Source organism: Streptomyces griseofuscus, assembly GCF_014673495.1.
Classification (GTDB): Bacteria; Actinomycetota; Actinomycetes; order Streptomycetales; family Streptomycetaceae; genus Streptomyces; species Streptomyces murinus.
Genome location: NZ_CP051006.1, coordinates 7,156,184 through 7,181,524, shown reverse-complemented (window position 1 = coordinate 7,181,524; position 25,341 = coordinate 7,156,184). Strand labels below are relative to the sequence as shown.

Here is a 25,341-nt window from a genome sequence, read left to right as displayed (position 1 = left end):
CATGAGCGACAACCAACTGCGGCTGGTGTGGATCTACCCGGACCTGCTGAGCACCTACGGCGACCAGGGCAACGCCCTTGTCGTGGAGCGCCGGGCCCGGCAGCGCGGCCTGGACGTGGCCCGGCTCGACGTGCGCAGCGACCAGCCGATCCCGACCTCCGGCGACATCTACCTGATCGGCGGCGGCGAGGACCGTCCGCAGCGGCTCGCCGCCGAGCGGCTGCGCCGTGACGGGCACCTCCAGCGGGCGGTGCAGAACGGCGCCATCGTCTTCTCCGTGTGCGCCGGCTACCAGATCCTCGGCCACGAGTTCATCAACGACCTCGGCCAGCGCGAGCCGGGCCTCGGCCTGCTCGACGTGGTCTCGGTGCGCGGCGAGGGCGAGCGCTGCGTCGGTGACGTGCTCGGCGACATCGACCCGCAGCTCGGCCTGCCCCCGCTGACCGGCTTCGAGAACCACCAGGGTGTCACCCACCTCGGCCCGACCGCCCGCCCCTTCGCGCGGACCAAGATCGGCCGGGGCAACGGCACCGGGGACGGCACGGAGGGCGCGTACAACGGGACCGTCTTCGGCACGTACATGCACGGTCCTGTCCTCGCCCGCAACCCGCTGATCGCCGACCTGCTGCTGAAGCTGGCGCTCGACGTCAACGCGCTGCCCCCGATCGACGACCGCTGGTACGACGCCCTGCGCGAGGAGCGCATCGCGGCGGCGCAGCAGCCGGCCTAGGCACGAACACCCGGGAGCCCGGTGCTCGCACGGCCGCACGCACACGGCCGCGCGAGCACCGGGCTCCGGCCGTAGCGGTCACCGGCGTAAGCCTCGCGTCAGGGGCCTCTCAGCGGGTTCCGGCAGGCTCGTGGTGGGCCCGCCTGACGGCGCATCCGCTCATCTGGGCGGACGCGTCCAGCAGGCGGACGCCCGCTACGGAGCCACCCCCTCACGCCGGTAGGGTGACCGGGAATCCGCCGGACAACGTGGTCCGGTCTCCCGGCCCACGTTCGAGAAGGTAATACGGGCTATGCGCATTGGTGTCCTCACGTCCGGCGGCGACTGCCCCGGTCTGAACGCCGTCATCCGGTCCGTCGTGCACCGTGCGGTCGCCGACCACGGCGACGAGGTCATCGGTTTCCGGGACGGCTGGAAAGGCCTCCTGGAGTGCGACTCCGTGAAGCTCGACCTCGACGCCGTCGGCGGCATCCTGGCCCGCGGCGGCACCATCCTCGGCTCCTCCCGGGTCCGCCCCGAGCATCTGCGCGACGGCGTCGAGCGGGCCAAGGGGCATGTCGCGGAGCTGGGTCTGGACGCGATCATCCCGATCGGCGGCGAGGGCACCCTCAAGGCGGCCCGGCTGCTGTCGGACAACGGACTGCCCATCGTGGGCGTGCCCAAGACGATCGACAATGACATCGCTGTCACCGATGTCACCTTCGGCTTCGACACCGCCGTGACCGTGGCGACCGAGGCCCTGGACCGGCTGAAGACCACCGCCGAGTCCCACCAGCGGGTGCTGATCGTGGAGGTCATGGGCCGGCACACCGGCTGGATCGCCCTGCACTCCGGCATGGCGGCCGGCGCCCACGCCGTCGTCGTACCGGAACGGCCCTTCGACATCGAGGAGTTGACCCGCAAGGTCGGCGCTCGCTTCGCGGCGGGCAAGCGGTTCGCCATCGTGGTCGCCGCCGAGGGCGCCAAGCCCCGGGCCGGCTCCATGGAGTTCGACGAGGGCGGCAAGGACGTCTACGGCCACGAGCGCTTCGCCGGCATCGCCCGCCAGCTCTCCATCGAGCTGGAGCAGCGCCTCGGCAAGGAGGCCCGGCCGGTCATCCTCGGGCATGTGCAGCGCGGCGGCACACCGACCGCCTACGACAGGGTGCTGGCCACCCGCTTCGGCTGGCACGCCGTGGAGGCGGTGCACCGGGGCGAGTTCGGGATGATGACAGCGCTGCGCGGCACCGACATCGTGATGGTGTCGCTGGCGGAGGCCGTGGAGACCCTGAAGACGGTCCCGGTGGAGCGGTACGACGAGGCGGAGTGCGTGCTTTAGTCCGGCCCTGAACTACCCGCCCCCGGTCATCGGCATGATCGGGGGCGGTCCTACTCTTATGGGCGGACAGAAACGTACAACCCCCATGAATCAGGAGCCGCCGCATGGATCACATGGGACACATGGATCACAGCGGACACGGCATGGTGATGGATCTGCCGCCGTTCACGCTGGGGCGGGGGCTCGCCTTCTCGGCCGAGCCCTTCTTCCTGATCACCTGCCTGCTCGGGCTCGGCCTGTACGCGTGGGGGGTCGTACGACTGCGCCGGCGCGGCGACACATGGCCCGTGGCCCGCACCTTCTCCTACGTCATCGGCGTGCTGACCATCCTGCTGGTGATGTGCACCAGGCTGAACGACTACGGGATGGTCATGTTCAGCGTGCACATGGTGCAGCACATGATCATCAGCATGCTGTCGCCGATCCTGATCCTGCTCGGCGCCCCGGTCACCCTGGCGTTGCGCGCGCTGCCGACCGCGGGCCGGGGCCGCAAGGGTCCGCGCGAGCTGCTGCTGATGCTGCTGCACAGCCGGTACATGCGGGTCATCACCCACCCGCTGTTCACCATCCCGATGTTCATCGCGAGCCTGTACGTGCTCTACTTCACCCCGCTGTTCGACTTCCTGATGGGTTCGAAGACCGGGCACATCGCGATGATGGTGCACTTCCTCGCGGTCGGTGTCGTCTTCTTCTGGCCGATCATCGGCGTGGACCCGGGCCCGCACCGGCCGGGTCATCTGATGCGGATGCTGGAGCTGTTCGCGGGCATGCCGTTCCACGCCTTCTTCGGCATCGCGCTGATGATGGCGTCGACGCCGATGGTGAACACCTTCCTGCACCCGCCCGCCTCCCTCGGCATCGACCCGCTGTCCGACCAGAACAGCGCCGGCGGCATCGCCTGGGCGTTCAGCGAGGTCCCGTCCGTACTGGTGCTGATCGCGCTGCTGTTCCAGTGGTACGGCTCCGAGAAGCGCCACGCCAGGCGCAAGGACCGGCAGGCGGACCGGGACGGCGACAAGGAGCTGGCGGAGTACAACGCCTATCTGGCGTCCCTGAACGCACGCCAGGGCTGAAGCGGGCCGCACCCCGGGCCGGGTCTGGGGTATCCCCTACGGGCGGCCGCCGGGGCACCATGGTCGGACGGACCACGATCGAACCGATCAGGAGTCGGACGGACCAGGAGTCGGACGGTCCATGAGGAGGGTCTCGCGATGACCGGTTCCACCGATGGCGCCCCGCACGACTTCGCGCACGGCTCGATGCGCGGCTCCCCCCATGGCGGCGCCATCAGGACGATGGGCGCGCTCACGGCCGGCAGCCTCGTCGCCGTGACCGCCTACACCGTCGCGCTCGGCGGCGACGGCCGGCTGTGGTTCGGCTGGGTGGTGCTGGGGCTGCTGACCCTCGCCATGGCCGTCACCCAGTCGTAGCCGCCCCCGGCGTCGCGGACGCTCCCGGCTGATTACATTGCCCGCATGAGCAGCAGGACCGCGTCCTTCGACGAACTCGACCGCAAGATCATCACCGCGCTGATGGCGAACGCCAGGACCAGCTTCGCCGAGATCGGCGCGGCGATCGGGCTGTCCGCTACGGCGGTCAAGCGGCGCGCGGACCGGCTGCGCGAGACCGGGGTGATCACCGGGTTCACGGCGACGGTCGAACCCTCCGCGCTCGGCTGGCGCACGGAGGCGTACGTCGAGGTCTACTGCGAGGGCGCGGCCCCGCCCCGGCGCCTCGCGGAGGTCGTCCGCAACCATCCGGAGATCACGGCGGCCATGACGGTGACCGGCGCCGCGGACGCGCTGCTGCATGTGCGGGCGCGGGACGTGGACCACTTCGAGGAGGTGCTGGAACGGATCCGCACCGTGCCCTTCATCCGGAAGACGATCAGCGTGATGGTGCTCTCCCATCTGATCCCGGACAGCCCGGAGGCGGGTGCCACCCAGGCGGCCCCCGAGTGACCCGGAGATGCCCCCCGGAGGATGATCGGAAGTATGCGCAGCAGGCCTGCGTGAGCGAGCCCGACAACGCAGCGATGTTGCAGGTCCACGCAGCTTTTTGCGCTTGTCGCGCGTCCCCGTTCCTTCCTACCGTGGAGTCACCCAACAGTGACAGACGGAAACCGGAGGGAACCCTCTGTGTCCGAAAGCCGTGAATCGCGCCCTCGGCGCTTCCTGGTCTGTGAACCCAGACACTTCGCGGTGCAGTACGCGATCAATCCCTGGATGAACCCCGACCGCCCGGTCGACGTGGATCTGGCGCGCGAGCAGTGGCAGGAGCTGATCCGCGTCTACCGCGCCCACGGCCATACCGTCGACGCCGTCGAGCCGGTGCCGGGCCTGCCCGACATGGTCTTCGCGGCCAACGCGGCCTGTGTGGTCGGCGGCCGGGTCTTCGGCTCGCTGTTCCACGCGCCGGAGCGGCGCCCCGAGTCGCTGCACTACGACACGTGGTTCAAGACGGCGGGCTACACCGTCTACCGGCCCGAAGCGGTGTCCGAGGGCGAGGGCGACCTGGTGTGGACGGGCCGGTACGTACTGGCCGGTACCGGGTTCCGCACCACCCGGGAGGCGCATCGTGAGGCGCAGGAGTTCCTGGGGCACCCGGTGATCGGCCTGACACTGGTGGATCCGTACTTCTACCATCTGGACACGGCGCTGTTCGTGCTGGACGACGCCAATGTCTGTTACTACCCGGAGGCGTTCTCGCCGGGCAGCCGCGAGGTGCTGCGGCGCCTGTTCCCGGACGCGGTGGAGGCCACCCGCGAGGACGCGATGTCCTGGGGCCTGAACTCGGTGTCCGACGGCCGGCACGTGTTCATCGCACCCCAGGCGGAGGCGCTGTCCGCGCGCCTCGCCGACCACGGTTACGTCCCCGTCCCCGTCGACCTGTCGGAGTTCCACAAGGCCGGCGGTGGCATCAAGTGCTGCACCCAGGAGATCCGCTGATGACCGCACCCGCGCGCACCCGTACGTCCGACGACCTGATCCGTGCGGAGGAGCCGGTCCTGGCGCACAACTACCACCCGCTCCCGGTGGTCGTGGCACGGGCCGAGGGCACCTGGGTGGAGGACGTCGAGGGCCGCCGCTACCTGGACATGCTCTCCGGGTACTCGGCGCTCAATTTCGGCCATCGTCACCCGGCTCTGATCGAGGCCGCCCACCGCCAGCTGGACCAGCTGACGCTCACCTCCCGGGCGTTCCACAACGACCGGCTCGCCGAGTTCGCCGAACGGCTCGCCGCGCTGACCGGCCTGGACATGGTGCTGCCGATGAACACCGGCGCGGAGGCGGTGGAGAGCGGCATCAAGGTGGCCCGCAAGTGGGCCTACGACGTCAAGGGCGTCCCCGCCGATCAGGCCACGATCGTGGTCGCGGCGGACAACTTCCACGGCCGTACGACGACGATCGTGAGCTTCTCCACCGACGAGACGGCACGGGCGGGCTTCGGCCCGTTCACGCCGGGCTTCACGATCGTGCCGTACAACGATCTGGCCGCGCTGGAGGAGGCCGTCGACGAGAACACGGCGGCGGTGCTGATCGAGCCCATCCAGGGCGAGGCCGGAGTGGTCATCCCGGACGAGGGCTATCTGACCGGTGTGCGCGAGCTGACCCGGCGCAAGGGCTGTCTGTTCATCGCGGACGAGATCCAGTCGGGCCTCGGGCGTACGGGCCGCACCCTCGCCGTCGACCACGAGGACGTGGTGCCGGACGTGCTGCTGCTCGGCAAGGCGCTCGGCGGCGGCATCGTGCCGGTGTCGGCGGTGGTGGCCCGGCGCGAGGTGCTGGGCGTGCTGCACCCGGGCGAGCACGGCTCGACGTTCGGCGGCAACCCGCTCGCGGCGGCGGTCGGCATCGCGGTGCTCGAACTGCTGGAGACCGGTGAGTTCCAGCGGCGGGCCGCCGAGCTGGGCGTGCTCCTGCGGGACGGCCTGACCGAGCTGGTGGGCAAGGGCGTGCTGGGCTTCCGCTCCCGCGGTCTGTGGGCGGGCGTCGACATCGACCCGGCGATCGGCACCGGGCGCGAGATCAGCGAGCGCCTGATGCGGGAGGGGATCCTGGCGAAGGACACCCATGGCTCCACGATCCGCCTGGCACCGCCGCTGACGATCACGGCGGAGGAACTGCGGTCGGCACTCGGGACGCTGGAGCGGGTGCTGGGCTAGGGCCTGTCTGGGGGCTGGTTTGCCGGGGGCCGGCCCCCAGGGGGCGGCCCTGCGGGGCGAGGCCGGGGCCGTGAACCCGGTGGACCCTGGGGGATCAGCTCGCTGGAAGCAACAACAGGCGACCGGCAGCCGAGGCCCTACGAGGCCGGTCCTGTGAAACCCCCTGGCAGGCCCAGGCTCTGCCGAGCCCCCGAACCCGTCCCTCGGGGTCGGTTTCGGGGGCTCTCCATCCGTGGGTGGAGAGATCTCCATCGACCCGTGGGTGCTGGTGGGCGGTGGGGGGCGGGGCGCAGCCTTGGGGCATGAACTCGCTGCGTCCGGCGCTCGCCGCCCTCACCGGTGCCTGCTTCCTGGTCTTCGCCGCCGCCTGGCTCCTCGGCGCCGCCTACTTCGGCATCAGAGCCAACGGCGGCGTCCGCGGCTGGCTCCGCGCGTCACGCTCCTCCGCGTCACACCGGGTCTTACTGATCGCGGGCGTGGGCCTGTTCTTCTTCGTGGTCCGGCACACCCGGGGCTTCTGGGAACACCTCCAGTTCTGGGAGCCCGAACTGGCCCTGCTCGGCGCCCTGCTCGCCCTCCTCTCCACCGCCCTGCTGCTGTGGTCCCGCTGGGTCCTGGGCACGATGTGGGACAGCGTCCCCTCCCTCCAGCAGAACCACGAGCTGCGCACAAACGGCCCGTACCGACTGGTCCGCCATCCCATCTACACCGGCATCCTCGGCCTGGTCACCGGCTCGATGCTGACCGGCGGCTTCGGCTTCTGGACCGCCTTCCCGATCGCCGCGCTCCCCTGGCTGCTGCGCCGGGTCCGTATCGAGGACGCCCTGATGGCGGGCGAGTTCGGCGCCGCGTACGACGCCTACCGGTCCCGGGTCCCGGCCCTCATACCCCGGCTGCGCCCCACCCACCCGCATCCGCAGGGCGTCGGTGACGGCGGGCGCCCCTAGGGTCTTTCGTTCGGATCGTGCCGGGCCGATTGCGCCAAGCTCTCCGGTCCGGTTGCCCCCGGGGGCAAGTGGCAGCACGCTGTCCTCGCGGCCCAGCCGAGCCGCCGGAGTGAGGAGCGGCCCCTTGTTCTACTACCTGCTCAAGTACGTTCTGCTGGGTCCCCTGCTCAGGCTGGTCTTCAGGCCCCGGATCGAGGGCCTGGACCATGTGCCCGCGACAGGCCCCGCGATCATCGCCGGAAACCATCTCTCCTTCTCCGACCACTTCCTGATGCCGGCGATCCTCAAGCGGCGCATCACCTTCCTCGCCAAGGCCGAGTACTTCACCGGTCCCGGCATCAAGGGCCGCCTCACCGCGTTCTTCTTCCGCAGCGCCGGACAGATCCCGGTGGACCGCTCGGGCAAGGAGGCGGGACAGGCCGCGATCCGCGAGGGCCTCGGAGTGCTGGACAAGGGCGAACTGCTGGGCATCTACCCGGAGGGGACACGCTCGCACGACGGCCGGCTGTACAAGGGCAAGGTCGGGGTCGCCGTGATGGCCCTGAGGGCAGGCGTCCCGGTGATCCCCTGCGCCATGATCGGCACCTTCGAGGCCCAGCCGCCCGGCAGGGCCCTCCCCCGCGTCCGCCCCGTCACCATCCGCTTCGGCAAGCCCCTCGACTTCTCCCGCTTCGCGGGCATGGAGCAGCAGAAGGCGGTCCTGCGGGCCGTCACCGACGAGATCATGTACGCCATCCTGACCCTGTCCGAGCAGGAGTACGTCGATCAGTACGCCGCCGTCGCCAAGGCCGAGCAGCCCACGGAGAAGAGTGCGAAGGAACGCAGATTCCCGAAGGCACCGCTCGGCTGACGCTCCCCCCTCGCCCCCGGCCCCTCATCCCAGCAGGGCCCGCCCCTCGTCCAGCACCCGCCGCAGCCGCAGCGCGTCCGGGGCGAGGGCGGTGAGCAGGGCGGCCGGTCCGGGCAGCGGCATCAGGGCGGCGTGGTCGCCCAGCATCCGGGGCGCGGGTGGTTGCTCGGCGAACTCGGGCCGTACGACAAGGAGTTGGCCCACGGCCCGGTGACCGGCGAGGGTGGCGGGTCCGTCCCAGCCACCGGGGGCGCCGGGGCCGCAGGACAGCTGCTGGTCCAGGACGGTGCGGCCGGCGACGCGCAGGGTGAGGCGGGTGGTGAGCAGACCGGGCCGCTCCCCCGCCCGCCCGAGCACCTGCTCCTCACGGAGCACCAGCCGGGCACCGGCGGCGAGTTCGGCGAGGGTGGTGACGCGCAGGTCGCTGCCGGTGGCGGAGATCAACTGCTCGGGCAGCCAGTGCAGTTCGGCACCGTCGGCCACAGCGAGCCGGACGTCGTAGCGGGCCTCACCGGGTGCCTGGCCCGGCAGGGCGAGGGTGGCCGCGGCGGAGCCGAGCCACAGCCGGGCTCCCTCCTCCACCCGGGCGTCCAGTGCGAACCGGTCACCACCGAGGGGACCGCTCATCGCACCGACGACCATCACCCGGGCCTCGGCCCCACTCCCCCGGACCCGCCGCACCGCCAGCGGGCCCGAGCCGTCCAGCACGGGCAGCGCGGTACCACCACGTCCATCGGCACGGGCCACGATCCGGGCATCGGCGCGGACACCGGCGGGGGCCGTGCCCGGGAGCTCGGTCCCAACGCCGGTCGGGGCCGTGCCCGGAGTCCCGATCCGGGTGTCGGTGAGGGTCATGACGTCCACGCGGTGAGCCGTTCGCGGACCCAGGCGGCCACCTCGGTGACGCCGCTGTCCCCGCGCAGGGACTGGAGGATGACGGGGAGTTCGGCGCGCTGGGCCTTGGCGTCGGCGGCCATCCGGGCGAGGTCGGAGCCGACGTAGGGGGCGAGGTCGGTCTTGTTGACGATCAGCAGGTCGGCGGTGGTGACGCCGGGTCCGCCCTTGCGCGGGATGTCGTCGCCGCCGGCCACGTCGATGACGAAGATCTGCGCGTCCACCAGGCCCTTGGAGAAGGTGGCGGTGAGGTTGTCACCGCCGGACTCCACCAGGATCAGGTCCAGCGGGCCGACGGTCTCCTCCAGGTCCTCGACGGCCTCCAGGTTGGCGGAGATGTCGTCCCGGATCGCGGTGTGCGGGCAGGCGCCCGTCTCCACGGCGGTGATCCGCTCGGGCGGCAGCACAGCCTCCCGCAGCAGGAACTCGGCGTCCTCGCGGGTGTAGATGTCATTGGTGACGACGGCGAGGGACAGCTCGTCCCGCAGCTGACGGCAGAGCGCGGCCACGGTCGCGGTCTTCCCGGATCCCACGGGCCCGCCGAGCCCGATGCGCAGGGCGCGGCGCGTTCCGTCCGGTCGGTGGGCGTCGGCGCTGACGGCGGCGGGGCCGTGGTGGGAGTGGTCGAGATGCATGTACGGCTCCTGGAGGCCGGGGGCTTGTTCACAAGGGGGGTGGGGGCAGAGGTCAGGACGCGAACAGCCGGGCCGGCCATGAGGCGTGGGCCTCGGCCATGATCTCCAGCAACGGGCCGGACGCGGCGGGCAGCGCCTGGAGCCCTTCCGCGGCCGCTCTCCCCGCCGCGTCGACCGCCGTCCGCGCGACCGCGTCCAGCTCCGGTGCCAGCCGGGCCAGTACGCCGGTCGCGTCGAAGGGGTCGAGGCTGAGCAGTCGTACGGTCGCCGTCGCCGGTCCGCTCACGCTCTCGTACAGGGCGCAGTACGCCGCCTCCGCGGGTCCGAGCCCGGCCGCCCGGGCGGCGAGTCCGAGGACCACGGGCTGGTGGGCGCCCTTGGGGAAGCTCCGGGCGATCCCGTCGAGTTCCGGGCACGGCCAGCTCGCCCGTGCGGCCCGCAGCAGCTGGCGGCCGAGCCGGCGGGCGGCGAGCCGTAGCGCGGGGGAGGGCGTGCGGGCGTCCGCCGCCGCGTCCAGCTCCCGGGGGTCCAGGCCGAGCGCGGCCGCCGCCGCGAGCGCGCCCGCGACCAGTCCGGCCGTGTGCAGCCGGCCCCGGCAGAAGTCCTCCAGGTCGGCGGCGCAGCTGATGCGCCCCGCCTTGACGGCGGCCTCGGCCCCGCCGGAGTGGGCGTGCCCTCCGGCGGGGAAGCGGCCGTCGGCCAGGACGAGCAGTGCCGCGTGTGTCATCACGGTGCCGTCGATGCCGTCAGAAGAGGAAGTAGCGCTGGGCCATGGGCAGTTCGGCGGCCGGGGTCGCCTCGACCAGTTCGCCGTCGATGTGCACGGCGAAGCTGTCGGGGTCGATCCGGACGTCGGGGCGGGCGTCGTTCTCCCGCATGTCGGCCTTGGTGACCGCACGCGTGGAGTCGATCGCCACGAACCGTTTGCCGAGCCCGAGCCGTTCCGGCAGTCCGTCCTCCAGGGCGAGCGTGGAGACGAAGTTGACGGAGTTGGCGGCCGGGGCGCGGCCGATCGCGCCGTACATCGGGCGGGGCAGGATCGGCTGCGGGGTGGGGATGGAGGCGTTGGCGTCGCCCATCTGCGCGTAGGCGATCTGGCCGCCCTTGAGCACGAGGAGCGGCTTCACCCCGAAGAACGCGGGCTCCCACAGCACGAGGTCGGCGAGCTTGCCCTGCTCCACGGAGCCGGTCTCGGTGGCGAGGCCCTGGGCGAGCGCCGGGTTGATCGTGTATTTGGCGACATAGCGCCGTACCCGGTGGTTGTCGGCGCGGCCGTCGCCGGGCAGGGCGCCCCGGCGCCGCTTCATGACATGGGCGGTCTGCCAGGTCCGCAGGATGACCTCGCCGACCCGGCCCATGGCCTGGGAGTCGGAGGAGATGATCGAGATCGCGCCGAGGTCGTGGAGGATGTCCTCCGCGCCGATGGTGGAGGGCCGGATCCGGGACTCGGCGAAGGCGAGGTCCTCGGGGACGGCCGGGTTGAGATGGTGGCAGACCATCAGCATGTCGAGGTGTTCCTCGGCGGTGTTGACGGTGAACGGCCGAGTCGGATTGGTGGAGCTGGGCAGCACGTTGGGCTGCGAGACCACGGTCATGATGTCGGGCGCGTGCCCGCCGCCGGCGCCCTCGGTGTGGTACGAGTGGATGCCCCGGCCCCGGATCGCGGCGAGGGTGTCGCCGACGAACCCGGCCTCGTTCAAGGTGTCGGTGTGGATGGCGACCTGGATGCCGGTGCGGTCGGCCACGGTGAGCGCGGCGTCGATGACGGCCGGGGTGGAGCCCCAGTCCTCGTGCAGCTTCAGGCCGACGGCGCCGCCGCGGATCTGGGACAGCATCGCCTCATGGCTGACGGTGTTGCCCTTGCCGAGGAAGCCGATGTTCAGGGGGTAGGCCTCCATCGCCTCCAGCATCCGGGCGAGGTGCCAGGGGCCGGGTGTGACGGTGGTCGCCTTGGAGCCCTCGGCGGGGCCGGTGCCGCCACCGACCAGGGTGGTGATGCCGGAGGCCAGCGCCTCGTCGGCGACCTGGGGGCAGATGAAGTGGACATGCGCGTCGATGGCCCCGGCCGTGAGAATCCGCCCGTTGCCCGCGATGATCTCGGTCTCGGGGCCGATCACCAGGTCGGGGTGGACGCCGTCCATGGTGTCGGGATTGCCGGCCTTGCCGAGGGCGGTGATACGGCCGTCGCGGATGCCGATGTCGGCCTTGACGATGCCCCAGTGGTCCACGACGACGGCCCCGGTGATCACGGTGTCGGGGGTGCCGTCGGCACGGGTGGCCCGGGACTGGCCCATGGACTCGCGGATGACCTTGCCGCCGCCGAAGACCGCCTCGTCCCCGGCGCGGCCGGGTCCGCCCGAGCGGTCCTCCTCGATCTCGATCAGCAGATCGGTGTCGGCGAGCCGGATGCGGTCGCCGGTGGTCGGCCCGAACAGGTCGGCGTAGGCGGCGCGGGAGATCTCAGCCATCGAGAGCACCTCCGGTCTCGCCGCGCAGCCCCGGCACGATCCGGCCGCCGGCGAGGGGCACGAGTTCGACGTCGACGGGGATGCCGGGCTCGAAGCGCACGGCGGTGCCGGCGGCGACATTCAGCCGCCGACCGTGCGCGGCGGCGCGATCGAACTCCAGTCCGGGGTTGGCCTCGGCGAAGTGATAGTGGGAGCCGACCTGGACGGGCCGGTCGGCGGCGTTGAGAACGGTGAGCCGGGTGGCGGCCCGGCCCTCGTTGACGTGTACGGGGTCGTCGGCGAAGAGGATCTCTCCGGGAATCATCGCGGCCCCCGTCAGACGATCGGCTCGTGCACGGTGACGAGTTTGGTGCCGTCCGGGAAGGTCGCCTCGACCTGTACGTCGTGGATCATCTCCGCGATGCCGTCCATGACGTCGTCCCTGGTGAGGAGCTTGCGGCCGGTGGACATCAGCTCGGCGACGGTACGGCCGTCGCGCGCGCCCTCCAGGATGTGCGAGGTGATGAGGGCGACCGCCTCGGGGTGGTTGAGCCGAAGACCGCGGGCCCTGCGCTTTTCGGCGACGTCAGCCGCCACATGGATGAGCAGCCGCTCTTGCTCGTGCGGGGTCAGTTGCACGTCCCACCTCACAGTCCTCGCTCCGGACCGTGCGGGGTCCGGGTGCCGCAGCCACCTCGACGGGAGTCAGGTGTAACACACGGACGAACAGGGACCGACCGTGCGCAATAGGGGCACAAAAACCCACCGGTGGCATGAATCCGCAGGCTAGTTCGCCGGAGTTTCAACGACGTTAACCAGCCTTTGGGTGGCGCATGACCGCTCTATGGCACCGGCGATAACTGTGGGGCGGCCAGGGGCGGTTCAGGGCACGCCCGGCCCCCGGTACTCCGCCGCGATGCCGAAGCGCTGGCGTTCACGCGGAGCGGACGGCACCTCATGGACGGCGGACTCACGGATGTGCGAGACCGAGCTGGCCACCTGTTCCTCGCCCGGCTCGTCGGCGGCGTCGAGGGCCTCGAGGCGTGCCAGGTCGGCGGCCGAGACCAGCGCGGCCAGCGGCTTGCCGTGCCGGGTCACGACGACACGCTCGGCGCCGTACACCACCCGGTTGATCAGGTCGGCGAGCTCAGCCCTGGCTTGCGTCACCGGAATCTCGTAGGCCATACCCCCATCATAACGTCAGGTACGTCCTGTACATTCTGTACAGAAGTCGGAGATCGCCGGTCTCCGCTGTGAGGAGGGGTGTGCCCAGATGTCCCGACCGTCCGCCCGTTACGTCCTGCCCGAGTTCACCGAGCGCACCAACTTCGGGGAGCGGCGGCTCGATCCCTACTCGAAGCTGTTCGAGAACCGGGTCGTCTTCCTCGGGACGCCCCTGGACGAGGCGGCGGCCAGTGATGTGATCACCCAGTTCATGCACCTCGAACACCTGGACCCGGACCGGGACATCACGCTGTATCTGAACTGCCCGGGCGGCTCGTTCCATGCGATGACGGCGATCTACGACACGATGCAGTACGTCACCTGCGAGGTGCAGACGTACTGCCTGGGCCAGGCCGCCTCGGTCGGCGCCGTGCTGCTTGCCGCCGGTACCCCCGGCAAGCGGTTCACCCTGCCCGGCGCGCGTGTGGTGCTCTCCCAGCCCGAGCTGCCCGAGCCGGCGCAGGGCCAGCCGAGCGATCTGCTCATCCAGGCCGACGAACTGGTCCGGCTGCGCACCCTGATGGAGGAGATGCTGGTCCGGCACACGGGGCGCACCGAGGAGCAGGTCCATCAGGATCTGGAGCGCGATCTGATGCTGGACGCGCCGGGCGCGCTGTCGTACGGCCTGGTGGACGGCGTGGTGCCCAGCCGCCGGGACCTCCCCGGCGAGCGGTGAGCCGGCCGTGCTGCCCGAGGAGCTGCCACCGCTGCCGGCGCTGACGCACGCGGAGGGCGAGCTGGTCGACCACTATCTGTCGGTGGTCGATCTGCTCGGCAGGATCAACCCGGCGCGCGACGGGGACACCTATCGCGGTCTGCGCGCGGCGCAGGCGCTGGTACGCAAGGCGGAAGAGCTGCGCGACGCGCTGGAGCTGATGCACGACCGGGGCGAGCGGGAGGTACACGGGGGCACGTTGGCACGGGCGCTGCGGGTGCTCGACGGTGAGCGCCGGGTCGCTCGCGTCGCGCTCCCGCCGGACGCCGTGGGCTGATCCGGACGGCCACCGGATCCGGTGGGTGCGAGATGTCCGCGCGGCCGCCGGGTCCGGGTACGAAACGGTCCGAACGACGTACCGCCGACCGGTGTATATCCGGATCCGTTTCCCGTTCTCCCGAGTTGCGCGCGGGCCGGGTCCGTGCTCCCCGCGCGACCGCCTTTTCCCAGGTCCGGGGCTACGCAACGGAACTGACGGAGCATCGAACAGAGCAGCTCCCACCCGAACGGGCGAGTGGTGAGTAACGCCACAAATCCCCGATTCCGTTGGGATTTTCGGACAGCTGTAGGTGAAGATCCCTGTCTGACGACAAGCCCCCGCCACCGCGGCGGGGCGGTCCGGGCGGACGCCGAGTCCTGCCGCCGCCCGGATGACCGGTCGACAGGAGTGGATCGGCAGGAGTGGAGGACCCAGGCAGTGCGGGTCCCCGGAACGGTCGGCAGTCCGTGTGAGCGGACGGACGGACGCTTCGGGCGGCCCTTGGGGTGAAGCCGTGGCAACGCGGCCGGGCTACTTCGCCAGCCCGAATCCGACAGGTCATCCTTCACAGGCGGCTGACGAAGGGTTGCGCATGACTGCGCTCAATCGTGTCCCGTCGCTGATGGCCCGTGCCGGTACGGCCTCGGCCCTCACCCTGGCCGCCGTGGGCGGCTCGATCGCGGTGCCTGGCCTCTCCACCGACGCCTCGGCCGCGACGATGGCGACGAAGGCCCTGAACATCGCGGCGTCCAAGAAGGGCGCCCCGTACCAGTGGGGGGCCATCGGGCCGCGACGGTTCGACTGCTCGGGGCTGACGCTCTATTCGTTCAAGAAGGCCGGGAAGAAGCTGCCGCGGACCGCCGCGCAGCAGTACAACAAGACGCACCACATCTCCTCCGGCAGCCGCAGAGCGGGCGACCTGGTGTTCTTCCACTACGGCTCGAACGTCTACCACGTCGGCATCTACGCCGGTCACAACAAGATCTGGCACGCGCCCAAGAGCGGTTCCGTGGTGCGGCTGGAGAAGATCTGGACCAAGAGCGTCTGGTACGGCCGGGTCAGCTGACCCGCCCGCGCACGGGGGAGCGACTCCAGCCACCGGGCCGCTCCTTGTGCCTTTTCCCCTCACCCGGCGCCGCCTCCAGCCCCCGGGCGGCCCGGGACGGGTCCCGCGCACCCGCCGGATGAACGTTTCACGGCTCCGCGTCGGGCTCTCCCGCTACGGCTCCTGCTGGCCGGCCGTCGCCACCGGTTCGGCCGGGACGGTCCAGGGCAGTTCGATGGAGACCGTCTTGCCACCCTCCCGGGTGGGGCGGACGCGGAGCCTGCCGCCGCACTCGGCGGTGAGCCAGCGGACGATGACCATCCCGCGGCCGTTGTCCTGCTGCACGGCCGCGGGCAGTCTCTTCGGGAAGCGCGGATGACTGTCCGTGACCCCGATGCGCAGCTGTTCGTCGCGCTCCAGCGCGATGTCGACCGTGAAGGTCGGGGACTGCCCGAAGGTGTGCTGTACGGCGTTGGTGGCCAGTTCGGAGACGATCAGCCGCACCGTGTCGGCCGCCTCGGCGTCCGCGGGCAGACCCCACTCCGCCAGGGTGCTCACCACGTACGACCGCGCGGCGGCGACCGAGGCGGGATCGCTCGGCAGAGTGACGGATGCTTCCAGGTGGTCTGCCATGGCGACGTCGTCCCTTTCCCACGGGACCGGAGTCCTGCATGGAGCGGATGGTTCGAGTACGGTCCCGGACTGGTGCTTCCTCGTCAGACTGCCACCACCGAACCGGTCACGGGGAGCGATCCACCAAGATGTGCATATATCTGTCGCTCGATGCGGTGAACTCTGCGACGGGAGACCGTATTCGGGCGGCCCGTAAGGAGTAAGGAGGAGCCCATGCAGAACGGGCCGGCAGTGCGCCGCCGCAAATTGGGTGCCGAACTGCGCACGCTGCGCACCGGTGCGGGGCTCACCAGTGGGGAGGCGGCCCGGCTGGTCGGCTGGCACCAGTCGAAGGTGAGCCGTATCGAGACGGGTGCCAGTGGTGTGAAACCGGCCGATCTTCGCTTACTTCTGGACGCCTACGCCGTGCGCGACGCCCAGCTGCGCGAGCTGCTGCTGATGCTGGCGGGCTCCGAGGACGGCGACGGCGACCGCAACCGCTGGTGGCACGCCTACCGCGGGGTGCTCCCGCCGACTTACCGGGACTTCATCAGCCTGGAGTCGCAGGCCGGCGCGATGCGCACACTGGAGACGACCGTCGTGCCCGGTCTGCTCCAGACGGCCGACTACGCCCGCGCGGTGACCCGGGCGGCCGTCAAGGACCTGGACGAGGAGCGCCTGGACGCGCTGGTGGAGGTGCGCCTGGCCCGGCAGGACGTACTGCGCTCGAACCCGCCGCTGGAGCTGTCCGCGGTCCTGGACGAGGCGGTGCTGCGCCGGGAGGTGGGCGGCCCCAAGGTGATGGCGCGCCAGCTGGAGCGGCTCATGGAGGCGGCCCGGTTGCCCCAAGTGCGGCTCCAGGTACTGCCGTTCGGGGCGGGAGCCCATGTCGGCCTCACCGGGCCTTTCGTTATTTTCTCATTTCCGAGCACTTCTGATCTCGATGTGGTTGTTCTAGACCAGCTGACGAGTAGCCTCTACCTGGAGCGGAAAGAAGACCTCCGGGCGTACTCGGAGGCCTTCCAGAACCTCCAGAGCCACGCTCTTTCCCCCCACGATTCGCTGGACTACATCGCCGGGATAGGTGACGGCGCGTAAGGAGGCACCATTGTCAGCTCTGCCTCGGAACGTCCCTGCCAGTACCGACCTGTACGACGTGCGCTGGCTGCGCAGCAGTTACAGCACGGGAGCCAACAACTGCGTGGAGACGGCACGGCCGCGCTCCGGGCCCCGGTCCGGACTGCTCGCCGTGCGCGACTCGAAGGATCCCACCGGACCCGCGCTGCTCTTCTCCGCTGACAGCTGGGCCGGCTTCGTGGCCGCGCTCCGCTGAAACCCGCAGGACCGGTCGAAAAACTCACAGGACCGGTCGGAACACCCGTCGGACCCGATCAGCCGCGAAGCACGGCCGTGTCACGCCGACTCATGGTCGCGTTTCGCCGATCACCCGCACCGCGTGGGCGATCTCGGCCCCGGAGAGGTCCGCGCGGGCGGTCAGCCGCAGCCGGGAGATGCCGTCGGGCACGGAGGGAGGACGGAAACAGCCCACGGCCAGGCCCGCCGTACGGCAGTCGGCCGCCCAGCGCACCGCCTGCTCCGGGGACGGGGCCCGTACGGAGACCACCGCGGCGTCCGGACGCACCGCCTCCAGACCCGCGGTGGTCAGCCGTGCGTGCAGCTCCCCCGCCACCTCGCGGGCCCGCGCCGCCCGTTCGGGTTCCCGGCCGAGCAGCCGCAGGGCCGCGAGGGCCGCACCGGCCGCCGCCGGCGCGAGTCCGGTGTCGAAGATGAACGTCCGGGCCGCGTTGACCAGGTGGTCGATCACCCGTGCGGGACCCAGCACCACCCCGCCCTGGCTGCCGAGCGACTTGGACAGCGTGGCCGTGGCCACCACGTCCGGCGCGCCCGCGAGGCCGGTCGCCTGCGCCGCGCCCCGCCCGCCGTCGCCCAGTACGCCGAGGCCGTGGGCGTCGTCCACGACGAGCCCCGCGCCGTGCTCCCGGCACGCCTCGGCCAGCCGCACGAGCGGCGCCCGGTCCCCGTCGACCGAGAACACGGTGTCCGAGACCACGATCGCCGCTCCCTCATGGGTGGCGAGGGCCTTGCGCACCGCCTGCGGGTCGGCATGTCCGACGACCTGGGTCTCACCCCGGGCGAGCCGGCAGCCGTCGATGAGCGAGGCGTGGTTGCCCGCGTCGGAGACGACGAGCGAGCCGTGCGGGCCGAGCGCGGTGACCGCGGCCAGGTTCGCGGCGTACCCGGAGGAGAAGACCAGGGCGGCCTCGAAGCCGCAGAACGCGGCCAGTTCCCGCTCCAGTTCGGCGTGCAGCTCGGTGGTGCCGGTGACCAGCCGGGAGCCGGTGGCGCCGCCGCCCCAGGTCCTGGCGGCCCGTGCCGCGCCCTCGGTCACCTCGGGGTGCCGGGCGAGGCCCAGATAGTCGTTGCTCGCCAGATCCAGCAGCGGGGAGGAGGAGGGGCGCGGGCTGAGGCGCCGTACGAGTCCGGCCCGGTGGCGCGCCCGGGCCTGCTCCTCGATCCAGCCGAACGCCATGAGTCCTCCGGGAGTTTTGTAGGTAGCGCACAGACCCTAGCTGGCCCGCCCGGCACCCACCGTGTGGCAATACCCACACGGTGAACGGTGTTCCTTGTGTGAACTCTCCTTGGCCCGGAGCGGTCCCGTACGACAGGATCGGGCCTCATGGACCTGCTGAACACGCTGGTGGACAAGGGGCTTCGGCGCGAGCTGCCGACCCGCGAGGAAGCGCTCGCCGTGCTGGCCACCTCCGACGACGACCTGCTCGATGTGGTGGCCGCGGCCGGCAAGGTGCGCCGGCACTGGTTCGGCCGGCGCGTGAAACTGAACTACCTGGTCAACCTCAAGTCCGGCCTGTGCCCCGAGGACTGCTCCTACTGCTCCCAGCGGCTCGGCTCCGAGGCGGGCATCCTCAAGTACACCTGGCTCAAGCCCGACGAGGCGTCCCAGGCCGCCGCCGCGGGGCTCGCGGGCGGCGCCAAGCGCGTCTGCCTGGTGGCGAGCGGGCGCGGTCCGACGGACCGGGACGTGGACCGGGTCTCGCAGACCATCAAGGCCATCAAGGACGGGAACGAGGGCGTCGAGGTGTGCGCCTGCCTCGGGCTGCTCTCCGACGGCCAGGCCGAACGGCTGCGCGAGGCCGGCGCGGACGCCTACAACCACAATCTGAACACCTCGGAGTCGACCTACGGGGAGATCACCACCACCCACACGTACGCCGATCGGGTGGACACGGTGCAGAAGGCGCACGCGGCCGGTCTCTCGCCGTGCTCCGGTCTGATCGCCGGCATGGGCGAGAGCGACGAGGACCTGGTGGACGTCGTCTTCTCGCTGCGCGAGCTGGACCCGGACTCCGTTCCGGTGAACTTCCTGATCCCGTTCGAGGGCACCCCGCTGGCCAAGGAGTGGAACCTCACCCCGCAGCGCTGTCTGCGGATCCTGGCGATGGTCCGCTTCGTGTGCCCGGACGTCGAGGTGCGGATCGCGGGCGGCCGTGAGGTGCATCTGCGCACGATGCAGCCGCTCGCGCTGAACCTCGCCAACTCCATCTTCCTCGGCGACTACCTGACCAGCGAGGGCCAGGCGGGCAAGGCCGACCTGGAGATGATCGCCGACGCCGGTTTCGAGGTGGAGGGCGCCGAGCAGGTCACCCTGCCGGAGCACCGAGTGGGCGGCGGTGGCTGCCACCAGGGTGCCGACACCGGCTGCCACGACTCCGCCGCGGGTGGCTGCCACGAGGGCGCCGGGGTGTGCGGTTCGGCCCCCGCGGAGCCCGCCGGTGAGCCGGTGGCCGCGAACGAGCCCCGTACCGACCTGGTCGCCGTCCGCCGCCGGGGCGCCGGAACGGATCTCGCGCCCAATGCCTGACCTGCCCCACCTGAGCGTCCCCGAGCTGCTGGAGCTGGACCGGCGGCACGTCTGGCATCCGTACGGCCCGATGCCCGGACGTGCCGAACCGCTCGTCGTGGAGTCGGCGAGCGGGGTCCGGCTGCGGCTCGCGGACGGCTCGGGCGAGCTGGTGGACGGCATGTCCTCGTGGTGGTCGGCGATCCACGGCTACAACCACCCGGTGCTCAACGAGGCGGCGCAGCGGCAGCTGGAGCGCATGAGCCATGTGATGTTCGGCGGGCTCACCCATGAGCCCGCCGTCCGGCTCGCGAAGCTCCTTGTCGACATGTCGCCCGAGGGTCTGGAGCATGTGTTCCTGGCCGACTCCGGCTCGGTGTCGGTCGAGGTCGCCGTCAAGATGTGCCTCCAGTACTGGCGTTCGCTCGGCCGCCCCGGCAAGCAGCGGCTGCTGACCTGGCGGGGCGGCTACCACGGGGACACCTGGCAGCCGATGTCGGTGTGCGACCCCGAGGGCGGGATGCACGAGCTGTGGTCCGGCGTGCTGCCGCGCCAGGTCTTCGCGGACGCGCCGCCGGCCGGGTACGAGGAGTCGTACGCGGAGCAGCTGCGCGAGCTGATCGGGCGGCACGCGGACGAGCTGGCCGCGGTGATCGTGGAGCCGGTGGTACAGGGCGCGGGCGGGATGCGCTTCCACTCCCCCGGGTATCTGCGGGTGCTGCGCGAGGCGTGCGACGCGCACGACGTACTGCTGGTGTTCGACGAGATCGCGACCGGGTTCGGGCGTACCGGCGCCCTGTTCGCGGCGGACCACGCGGCCGTCACCCCGGATGTGGTGTGCGTGGGCAAGGCGCTGACCGGCGGCTATCTGACGATGGCGGCCACGCTGTGCACCTCACGGGTGGCGATGGGGATCTCCCGGGGCGAGGTGCCGGTGCTGGCGCACGGTCCGACGTTCATGGGCAATCCGCTGGCCGCCGCCGTGGCCTGCGCCTCGCTCGAGCTGCTCATGGGCCAGGACTGGCAGGCGGAGGTCAAGCGGATCGAGGCGGGTCTGACCGCGGGTCTCGCCGCGGCGGCCGAGCTGCCGGGTGTGCGGGACGTACGGGTGCTGGGCGCCATCGGGGTCGTCCAGCTGGACCGCGAGGTCGACATGGCGGCGGCCACTCGTGCGGCCGTCGAAGAGGGCGTGTGGCTGCGCCCGTTCCGCGATCTGGTGTACACGATGCCGCCGTACGTCACCTCCGACGAGGACGTGGCGAGGATCGCGCGCGCGGTGTGCGCGGCGGCGCGGGAGGGATGAGATGCCGGTACTGGTGATCACGGGGACGGGCACGGAGGTCGGCAAGACCGTCACCACGGCCGCCGTCGCCGCGGCGGCGCTCGCGGCCGGGCGTTCGGTGGCCGTCCTCAAGGCCGCCCAGACGGGGGTACGGCCCGACGAGCGCGGGGACGCCGACGAGGTGGCCCGGCTCGCCGGTGCCGTCACGGCGCAGGAGGTCGCCCGCTATCCCGAGCCGTTGGCCCCGGGCACGGCGGCGCGGCGGGCCGGCCTGGCGCCGGTGCATCCGCAGGAGGTGGCCGAGCGGGCCGCCAAACTGGCCGCCGAGCACGATCTGGTGCTGGTCGAGGGGGCGGGCGGGCTGCTCGTACGGTTCGACACGGCGGGCGGCACCCTGGCCGACACGGCACGGGCGCTGGGCGCGCCGGTGCTGATCGTGGCCCAGGCGGGCCTGGGCACGCTGAACGCCACGGAACTGACGGCCCGCGAGCTGCGCCGGCACGGCCTCGAACCGCTCGGGGTGGTGATCGGCAGCTGGCCCGCCGCGCCTGACCTGGCCACTCGCTGCAATGTCGCCGACCTGCCCGAGGTCTCCGGCGCTCCCCTGCTGGGCGCCCTGCCCGCGGGCGCGGGTGCCCTGCCCCCGGCCGACTTCAGAGCGTCGGCCCCGGGCTGGCTGACCGCGCGGCTGGACGGCACCTGGGACGCGGAGGCGTTCCGCGCACGGGAAGGGGCCTAGGGTCTTTCGTTCGGATCAAACCGGCATGATCCGGACAAGAGGCCCTAAGGTCTGTCCGGGGCGGATCGTGGGGATACTTCCCCCAGGTCCATGATGTCCGGGAGGTCGGTATGCGGCTGGGGTCCGAGGTGGCGGGGCCGGGGGCCGTACGGCATCCGGTGTTCGCGCGGTACTACGCGCGCGTCAGCGTCGGCGCGGACGCGCGGCTCGGGTTCGCCGGGGTGCGAGGGCGGCTGCTCGCCGGGCTGTCCGGCCGGGTGATCGAGGTCGGCGCGGGCAACGGGCTCAACTTCGCCCGCTATCCCGCGTCCGTCGCACAGGTCGTCGCCGTGGAACCGGAGCCGTTGCTGGGCCGGTTGGCACGGGAGTCGGCGCGGCGCGCACCGGTGCCGGTCGACGTGGTGCCCGGCGCGGCGGAGGCGCTGCCCGTCGAGAGCGGGGCGTTCGACGCGGTGGTGCTGTCCCTGGTGCTGTGCAGTGTGCGCGATGTGGCGCGGGCGCTGGAAGAGGCGCGGCGGGTGCTCAGGCCCGGCGGGCAGGTGCGGTTCTTCGAGCACGGGCGCGGCGGCGGTCCCGCGATGCGGCTGACCCAGCGCGTCCTCGACCGTACGCTGTGGCCCGCGCTCGCCGGGGGCTGCCATCTGGCCCGGGACCCGGTGGCCGCGCTGCGCCGCGCCGGGTTCGAACTCGGGCCGTACCGCGGCCTGTCACTGCCGGAGCGCGGACCTCGGCTGCCGGCCTCGTACTGTGTGCTGGGGACCGCCTGGCGGCAAGATGGCACACCGGACGCCTCCTGATCACAGGCTCCAGCGGCGCAGTTCCCGGGCGATGTCGTCGATGCTCGCGGCGCCGTCCTTGACCAGCCGGGCGAGGTCGCGCACCTGTTCCGGTGTGGTGACGACCTTCGCGCCGCTGGCGACCAGATAGGCGTAGGCGACCGCGGAGGCGAACAGCGCGTTGGAGCGTTCGAGCGCCGGAACATGGATGAGCAGCTGGAGGAGGGCGGCGGCGCGGGTGTACGGCGTCTCGTACACCGGCACGCCGAAGATCTCCGCCCGGTGCCGGGCCACGGCGGCGATCAGCGCGCCCCAGTCGGTGACCTGCGGGTCCCCGGGTGTCTTCTGTTCGGCGAGCATGAGCAGCCAGGCGAGGTCGATGCTCAGCCCGTTCGGGGAATCGCTCAAGGGATCAGCTGCGTCCTTCGCCCGGAGCGGTGCCGCGCGCCTCGGTGAACTCCTCGGCGAACACGGACTCGTACTGCTTCATGAAGTCGGCGGCGGCCTCCACGAAGGTGCGGCCGGCCTCGCCGGTGTCCTGTCTGACCAGTTCCTCGATGTAGCGGTTGACGCTCATCCCGCGGGCCAGCGCGCGCTCGCGCGCCGCGCGGGCGGTGCCCTCGTCCACGCGCACGTTCAGCTGGGTCTTCGCCATGTCTCGACGCTAGCGCCCAGGTGCTAGCAGGGGCAAGCGGGACCGGAGGCACAAGGGGCGCACGGGCGCGCCGCACCGGGGCTCGCCGGGACCCCGCCCGTCGGCTTCGCCGGACCCCCCCGCCGATTCCCGCTGTGCCGCCGGTCACATTAGGCTCACCCGGGACAGCTCGTACCGGTGACCGGGAGGCGGTCTTGTCCACATCCGCTACCGCACAGCACGCCCCCGGCCGCGCGCCGGGTGAGGGGGCCGCGACCCGCGCCCGCGGGCTGACCAAGGCATACGGCGCGGGCGAGACCGCCGTGCTCGCGCTGGACTCGGTGGACGTGGACATCGCGCGGGGCCGGTTCACCGCCGTGATGGGGCCCTCGGGGTCCGGCAAGTCCACGCTGGTGCACTGCCTGGCGGGGCTCGACACCGTGTCGGCCGGGCAGGTGTGGCTGGGCGAGACCGAGATCACGGGGCTGCGGGAGCGGGAGCTGACCCGGCTGCGGCGGGACCGGATCGGGTTCATGTTCCAGGGGCGTGTGCATGCAACGGGTGCTGGCGCTGCGCGGGTTGACGGCGTTCGCGATCCCCTGGGGCACGATCGTGGCCGTGGTCGTCGGCTCCGCCGTGGTGGGGGTCGTCGCCGCCGCGCTGCCCCCGCTGCGGGCCTCGTGGATGAATGTGCTGGCGGCGATCGCCCACGAGTGAACGCCCTCCGGATACGCCGGCGCCCGCTGTGATGGGATGTCAGCTGAAGGTCAATTCGCTCACGGTTGAGGAGACTTGATGACGCGCCCGTTCCGTTTCGGGGTCAACATGCTCACGCCCGCGTCCGCGGCCGAGTGGCGCGCGAAATGCCGCCGCGCCGAGGAGCTGGGTTACGACGTGATCCTCGTCCCCGACCATCTCGGCTGGGTGGCGCCCTTCCCGGCGCTGGTCGCGGCGGCGCAGGCGACCGAGCGGGCCCGGGTCGGCACGCTGGTGCTCAACGCCGGTTTCTACAACCCGACGTTGCTCGCCCGGGAGGTCGCGACCACGGACGCGCTCACCGGCGGACGGCTCGAACTCGGCCTGGGCACCGGCTATGTGCGGGAGGAGCATGACGCGGCCGGGCTGCCGTTCGGCTCCGCGGGCGAACGGGTGGACCACCTGCGGCGCACGGTCGAGGAGTTGGCGCGGCTGCTCGGCTCCGAGGAGTACCAGCCGCGCCCGGAGCAGGCCCGGGTGCCGCTGCTGATCGGCGGCAACGGCGACCGGATGCTGCGGCTGACCGCCGAGCACGCCGACATCGCGGCCTTCTCGGGCGTCCGGACGGGGAGCACACGGTCGCTCGAACCGCTCACCGCCGACGAGCTGGACGAACGGGTGGCGCGCTACCGGGAGTTCGCGGCCGGCCGGGCCGAACCCGCCGAGCTGAACCTGCTGATCCAGCAGATCGCGATCACCGACGATCCCGACACCGCGCTCAAGTCCGTGCTGGAGCGGCAACCGCACCTGAGCCTGGAAGCCGCGCTGGCGCTGCCGATCATGCTGGTGGGCCCACTGGAGGACATCGTGGCGAAGATCAGGGCGCAGCGCGAGCGGTACGGATTCACCAACCTGACCGTCCTGGAGCCCCAGATGGAGGCGTTCGCGCCGGTGATCGAGCGGTTGCGCGCCGAGTCCGCATGATGGAAACCCCGGCGCGCGGGGCCCGGCCGCGCTCAGGGTGGCCGCATGAACGAGCTGAGCGTACGTCCCGCCCTGCCCGATGACCTCGACGCCGTGCTCGCCTTCTGGCGGACGGCCGCCGAGGGCACCAGCATCAGCGACGACCGCGCCGGGGTGGAGCGCCTGCTGGAGCGCGACCCCCAGGCGCTGATCCTGGCCGAGCGGGGCGGTGAGCTGGTCGGCACCGTGATCGCGGGCTTCGACGGCTGGCGCTGCCATCTGTACCGGCTCGCGGTGGCTCCCGAGCGGCGGCGCCAGGGCGTCGCCACGGCCCTGCTGGCCGCCGCCGAGGAGCGGTTCCTGCGCCTCGGCGGGCGGCGCGCCGACGCGATGGTGCTGGTGCGCAATGAGCGGGCACGGTACGCGTGGAGTGCGGCCGGGTACGCGCCCGAGGAGCGGTGGCGGCGCTGGGTGAAGCCGCTCACCGCCTGAGGCCGAGGAGTTGTCCACAGGCTTCCCGGCGCTGCTTT

32 protein-coding genes and 1 pseudogene are annotated in these 25,341 nt (G+C 71.7%); 22 read left to right on the top strand and 11 right to left on the bottom strand.

The window, feature by feature from the left end; genetic code table 11:
- Position 1: 1 nt before the first annotated feature.
- The 9 genes from HEP81_RS32795 (at position 2) to HEP81_RS32755 (ending at position 8,010) form a co-directional block, all read left to right on the top strand.
- Positions 2 to 730, top strand: a complete 729-nt coding sequence (locus HEP81_RS32795) for a type 1 glutamine amidotransferase (RefSeq protein ID WP_037658850.1) — start codon at positions 2 to 4, stop codon at positions 728 to 730.
- A gap of 292 nt (positions 731 to 1,022) precedes the next feature.
- Positions 1,023 to 2,048 carry a 6-phosphofructokinase gene (locus HEP81_RS32790; RefSeq protein WP_037658849.1) on the top strand — a complete coding sequence of 342 codons (1,026 nt, stop codon included), beginning with the start codon at positions 1,023 to 1,025 and terminating at the stop codon, positions 2,046 to 2,048.
- A 122-nt stretch (positions 2,049 to 2,170) separates the two neighbouring features.
- Entirely contained in the window at positions 2,171 to 3,121 is a 951-nt protein-coding gene (locus tag HEP81_RS32785; protein WP_037658911.1) for a cytochrome c oxidase assembly protein, read from the top strand.
- A gap of 138 nt (positions 3,122 to 3,259) precedes the next feature.
- Complete coding sequence (locus tag HEP81_RS32780) at positions 3,260 to 3,478, top strand: hypothetical protein (RefSeq protein WP_051850356.1); 219 nt, start codon at positions 3,260 to 3,262, stop codon at positions 3,476 to 3,478.
- A 45-nt stretch (positions 3,479 to 3,523) separates the two neighbouring features.
- Entirely contained in the window at positions 3,524 to 4,009 is a 486-nt protein-coding gene (locus HEP81_RS32775) for an Lrp/AsnC family transcriptional regulator (protein WP_037658848.1), read from the top strand.
- A gap of 177 nt (positions 4,010 to 4,186) precedes the next feature.
- Complete coding sequence (gene ddaH / locus HEP81_RS32770) at positions 4,187 to 4,996, top strand: dimethylargininase (RefSeq protein WP_037658847.1); 810 nt, start codon at positions 4,187 to 4,189, stop codon at positions 4,994 to 4,996.
- Positions 4,996 to 6,213 carry an ornithine--oxo-acid transaminase gene (rocD, locus tag HEP81_RS32765; protein WP_037658842.1) on the top strand — a complete coding sequence of 406 codons (1,218 nt, stop codon included), beginning with the start codon at positions 4,996 to 4,998 and terminating at the stop codon, positions 6,211 to 6,213. The genes ddaH and rocD overlap by 1 nt, the downstream gene beginning before the upstream one ends.
- Positions 6,214 to 6,515: 302 nt before the next feature.
- Positions 6,516 to 7,160 (top strand): methyltransferase family protein, encoded by a 645-nt coding sequence (locus HEP81_RS32760; protein ID WP_051850354.1) that lies wholly within the window; start codon positions 6,516 to 6,518, stop codon positions 7,158 to 7,160.
- 124 nt (positions 7,161 to 7,284) lie between these two features.
- On the top strand, positions 7,285 to 8,010 hold the full coding sequence (locus HEP81_RS32755) for a lysophospholipid acyltransferase family protein (protein ID WP_037658840.1): 726 nt from the start codon (positions 7,285 to 7,287) through the stop codon (positions 8,008 to 8,010).
- A 24-nt stretch (positions 8,011 to 8,034) separates the two neighbouring features.
- Here HEP81_RS32755 and HEP81_RS32750 read toward each other — a convergent pair whose 3' ends face one another.
- The 7 genes from HEP81_RS32750 to HEP81_RS32720 all read right to left on the bottom strand — a co-directional run bounded on the left by HEP81_RS32750 (position 8,035) and on the right by HEP81_RS32720 (position 13,171).
- A complete protein-coding gene (locus HEP81_RS32750; protein WP_078967523.1) occupies positions 8,035 to 8,865 on the bottom strand; it encodes an urease accessory protein UreD in 831 nt (276 codons plus the stop codon).
- Entirely contained in the window at positions 8,862 to 9,539 is a 678-nt protein-coding gene (ureG, locus tag HEP81_RS32745; protein ID WP_037658838.1) for an urease accessory protein UreG, read from the bottom strand. The genes HEP81_RS32750 and ureG overlap by 4 nt, the downstream gene beginning before the upstream one ends.
- Before the next feature lie 52 nt (positions 9,540 to 9,591).
- On the bottom strand, positions 9,592 to 10,266 hold the full coding sequence (locus HEP81_RS32740) for an urease accessory protein UreF (protein ID WP_037658837.1): 675 nt from the start codon (positions 10,264 to 10,266) through the stop codon (positions 9,592 to 9,594).
- A 19-nt stretch (positions 10,267 to 10,285) separates the two neighbouring features.
- Positions 10,286 to 12,007, bottom strand: coding sequence for an urease subunit alpha (locus HEP81_RS32735; protein ID WP_037658835.1), 1,722 nt, complete (start codon positions 12,005 to 12,007; stop codon positions 10,286 to 10,288).
- Positions 12,000 to 12,311, bottom strand: a complete 312-nt coding sequence (locus HEP81_RS32730; protein ID WP_037658833.1) for an urease subunit beta — start codon at positions 12,309 to 12,311, stop codon at positions 12,000 to 12,002. Before HEP81_RS32730 ends, HEP81_RS32735 begins: the two co-directional genes overlap by 8 nt.
- Before the next feature lie 11 nt (positions 12,312 to 12,322).
- On the bottom strand, positions 12,323 to 12,625 hold the full coding sequence (locus HEP81_RS32725; RefSeq protein ID WP_037658831.1) for an urease subunit gamma: 303 nt from the start codon (positions 12,623 to 12,625) through the stop codon (positions 12,323 to 12,325).
- A 243-nt stretch (positions 12,626 to 12,868) separates the two neighbouring features.
- The gene (locus tag HEP81_RS32720) at positions 12,869 to 13,171 is read right to left on the bottom strand and encodes a type II toxin-antitoxin system Phd/YefM family antitoxin (protein ID WP_037658828.1); all 303 of its coding nucleotides are present in this window, start codon (positions 13,169 to 13,171) and stop codon (positions 12,869 to 12,871) included.
- Positions 13,172 to 13,259: 88 nt separating this feature from the next.
- On the opposite strand from HEP81_RS32720, the gene HEP81_RS32715 reads away from it, so the two are divergent.
- From HEP81_RS32715 to HEP81_RS32705, 3 genes are all read left to right on the top strand, one after another.
- Positions 13,260 to 13,886, top strand: a complete 627-nt coding sequence (locus tag HEP81_RS32715) for an ATP-dependent Clp protease proteolytic subunit (protein ID WP_037658826.1) — start codon at positions 13,260 to 13,262, stop codon at positions 13,884 to 13,886.
- A gap of 7 nt (positions 13,887 to 13,893) precedes the next feature.
- Positions 13,894 to 14,202, top strand: a complete 309-nt coding sequence (locus HEP81_RS32710) for a hypothetical protein (RefSeq protein ID WP_037658824.1) — start codon at positions 13,894 to 13,896, stop codon at positions 14,200 to 14,202.
- Positions 14,203 to 14,776: 574 nt separating this feature from the next.
- Complete coding sequence (locus HEP81_RS32705; RefSeq protein ID WP_037658822.1) at positions 14,777 to 15,250, top strand: C40 family peptidase; 474 nt, start codon at positions 14,777 to 14,779, stop codon at positions 15,248 to 15,250.
- A gap of 153 nt (positions 15,251 to 15,403) precedes the next feature.
- Here HEP81_RS32705 and HEP81_RS32700 read toward each other — a convergent pair whose 3' ends face one another.
- Positions 15,404 to 15,862: an ATP-binding protein gene (locus HEP81_RS32700; protein ID WP_037658819.1), complete on the bottom strand. Its 459-nt coding sequence runs from the start codon at positions 15,860 to 15,862 to the stop codon at positions 15,404 to 15,406.
- A 213-nt stretch (positions 15,863 to 16,075) separates the two neighbouring features.
- Between HEP81_RS32700 and HEP81_RS32695 the strand changes: the two genes are divergently transcribed.
- Positions 16,076 to 16,939, top strand: coding sequence for a helix-turn-helix domain-containing protein (locus HEP81_RS32695; protein ID WP_037658817.1), 864 nt, complete (start codon positions 16,076 to 16,078; stop codon positions 16,937 to 16,939).
- 10 nt (positions 16,940 to 16,949) lie between these two features.
- Positions 16,950 to 17,174, top strand: coding sequence for a DUF397 domain-containing protein (locus HEP81_RS32690; RefSeq protein WP_037658816.1), 225 nt, complete (start codon positions 16,950 to 16,952; stop codon positions 17,172 to 17,174).
- 90 nt (positions 17,175 to 17,264) lie between these two features.
- On the opposite strand, the gene HEP81_RS32685 is transcribed toward HEP81_RS32690, so the two are convergent.
- Positions 17,265 to 18,392 (bottom strand): 8-amino-7-oxononanoate synthase, encoded by a 1,128-nt coding sequence (locus HEP81_RS32685; RefSeq protein ID WP_037658815.1) that lies wholly within the window; start codon positions 18,390 to 18,392, stop codon positions 17,265 to 17,267.
- 147 nt (positions 18,393 to 18,539) lie between these two features.
- On the opposite strand from HEP81_RS32685, the gene bioB reads away from it, so the two are divergent.
- From bioB to HEP81_RS32665, 4 genes are all read left to right on the top strand, one after another.
- On the top strand, positions 18,540 to 19,742 hold the full coding sequence (gene bioB / locus HEP81_RS32680) for a biotin synthase BioB (protein WP_037658813.1): 1,203 nt from the start codon (positions 18,540 to 18,542) through the stop codon (positions 19,740 to 19,742).
- Positions 19,735 to 21,024 (top strand): adenosylmethionine--8-amino-7-oxononanoate transaminase, encoded by a 1,290-nt coding sequence (locus HEP81_RS32675; RefSeq protein WP_037658810.1) that lies wholly within the window; start codon positions 19,735 to 19,737, stop codon positions 21,022 to 21,024. Before bioB ends, HEP81_RS32675 begins: the two co-directional genes overlap by 8 nt.
- A 1-nt stretch (position 21,025) precedes the next feature.
- A complete protein-coding gene (gene bioD / locus HEP81_RS32670) occupies positions 21,026 to 21,742 on the top strand; it encodes a dethiobiotin synthase (RefSeq protein WP_037658809.1) in 717 nt (238 codons plus the stop codon).
- Between the two features lie 110 nt (positions 21,743 to 21,852).
- On the top strand, positions 21,853 to 22,539 hold the full coding sequence (locus HEP81_RS32665; RefSeq protein WP_037658807.1) for a class I SAM-dependent methyltransferase: 687 nt from the start codon (positions 21,853 to 21,855) through the stop codon (positions 22,537 to 22,539).
- Here the strand turns inward: HEP81_RS32665 and HEP81_RS32660 are convergent, their stop codons facing one another.
- Together HEP81_RS32660 and HEP81_RS32655 are read right to left on the bottom strand one after the other, a co-directional pair.
- Complete coding sequence (locus tag HEP81_RS32660) at positions 22,540 to 22,878, bottom strand: hypothetical protein (protein ID WP_051850360.1); 339 nt, start codon at positions 22,876 to 22,878, stop codon at positions 22,540 to 22,542.
- A 52-nt stretch (positions 22,879 to 22,930) separates the two neighbouring features.
- Positions 22,931 to 23,173: a hypothetical protein gene (locus tag HEP81_RS32655; protein WP_037658805.1), complete on the bottom strand. Its 243-nt coding sequence runs from the start codon at positions 23,171 to 23,173 to the stop codon at positions 22,931 to 22,933.
- 359 nt (positions 23,174 to 23,532) lie between these two features.
- On the opposite strand from HEP81_RS32655, the pseudogene HEP81_RS41720 reads away from it, so the two are divergent.
- From HEP81_RS41720 to HEP81_RS32635, 4 genes and pseudogenes are all read left to right on the top strand, one after another.
- Positions 23,533 to 23,643: pseudogene (locus tag HEP81_RS41720) on the top strand (ATP-binding cassette domain-containing protein); the annotation flags it as partial.
- A gap of 61 nt (positions 23,644 to 23,704) precedes the next feature.
- The gene (locus HEP81_RS32645; protein WP_190276116.1) at positions 23,705 to 23,869 is read left to right on the top strand and encodes a hypothetical protein; all 165 of its coding nucleotides are present in this window, start codon (positions 23,705 to 23,707) and stop codon (positions 23,867 to 23,869) included.
- A 78-nt stretch (positions 23,870 to 23,947) separates the two neighbouring features.
- On the top strand, positions 23,948 to 24,832 hold the full coding sequence (locus HEP81_RS32640; protein WP_037658803.1) for an LLM class F420-dependent oxidoreductase: 885 nt from the start codon (positions 23,948 to 23,950) through the stop codon (positions 24,830 to 24,832).
- Positions 24,833 to 24,877: 45 nt separating this feature from the next.
- On the top strand, positions 24,878 to 25,303 hold the full coding sequence (locus tag HEP81_RS32635) for a GNAT family N-acetyltransferase (RefSeq protein ID WP_037658802.1): 426 nt from the start codon (positions 24,878 to 24,880) through the stop codon (positions 25,301 to 25,303).
- The last annotated feature ends 38 nt before the right edge of the window (positions 25,304 to 25,341 follow it).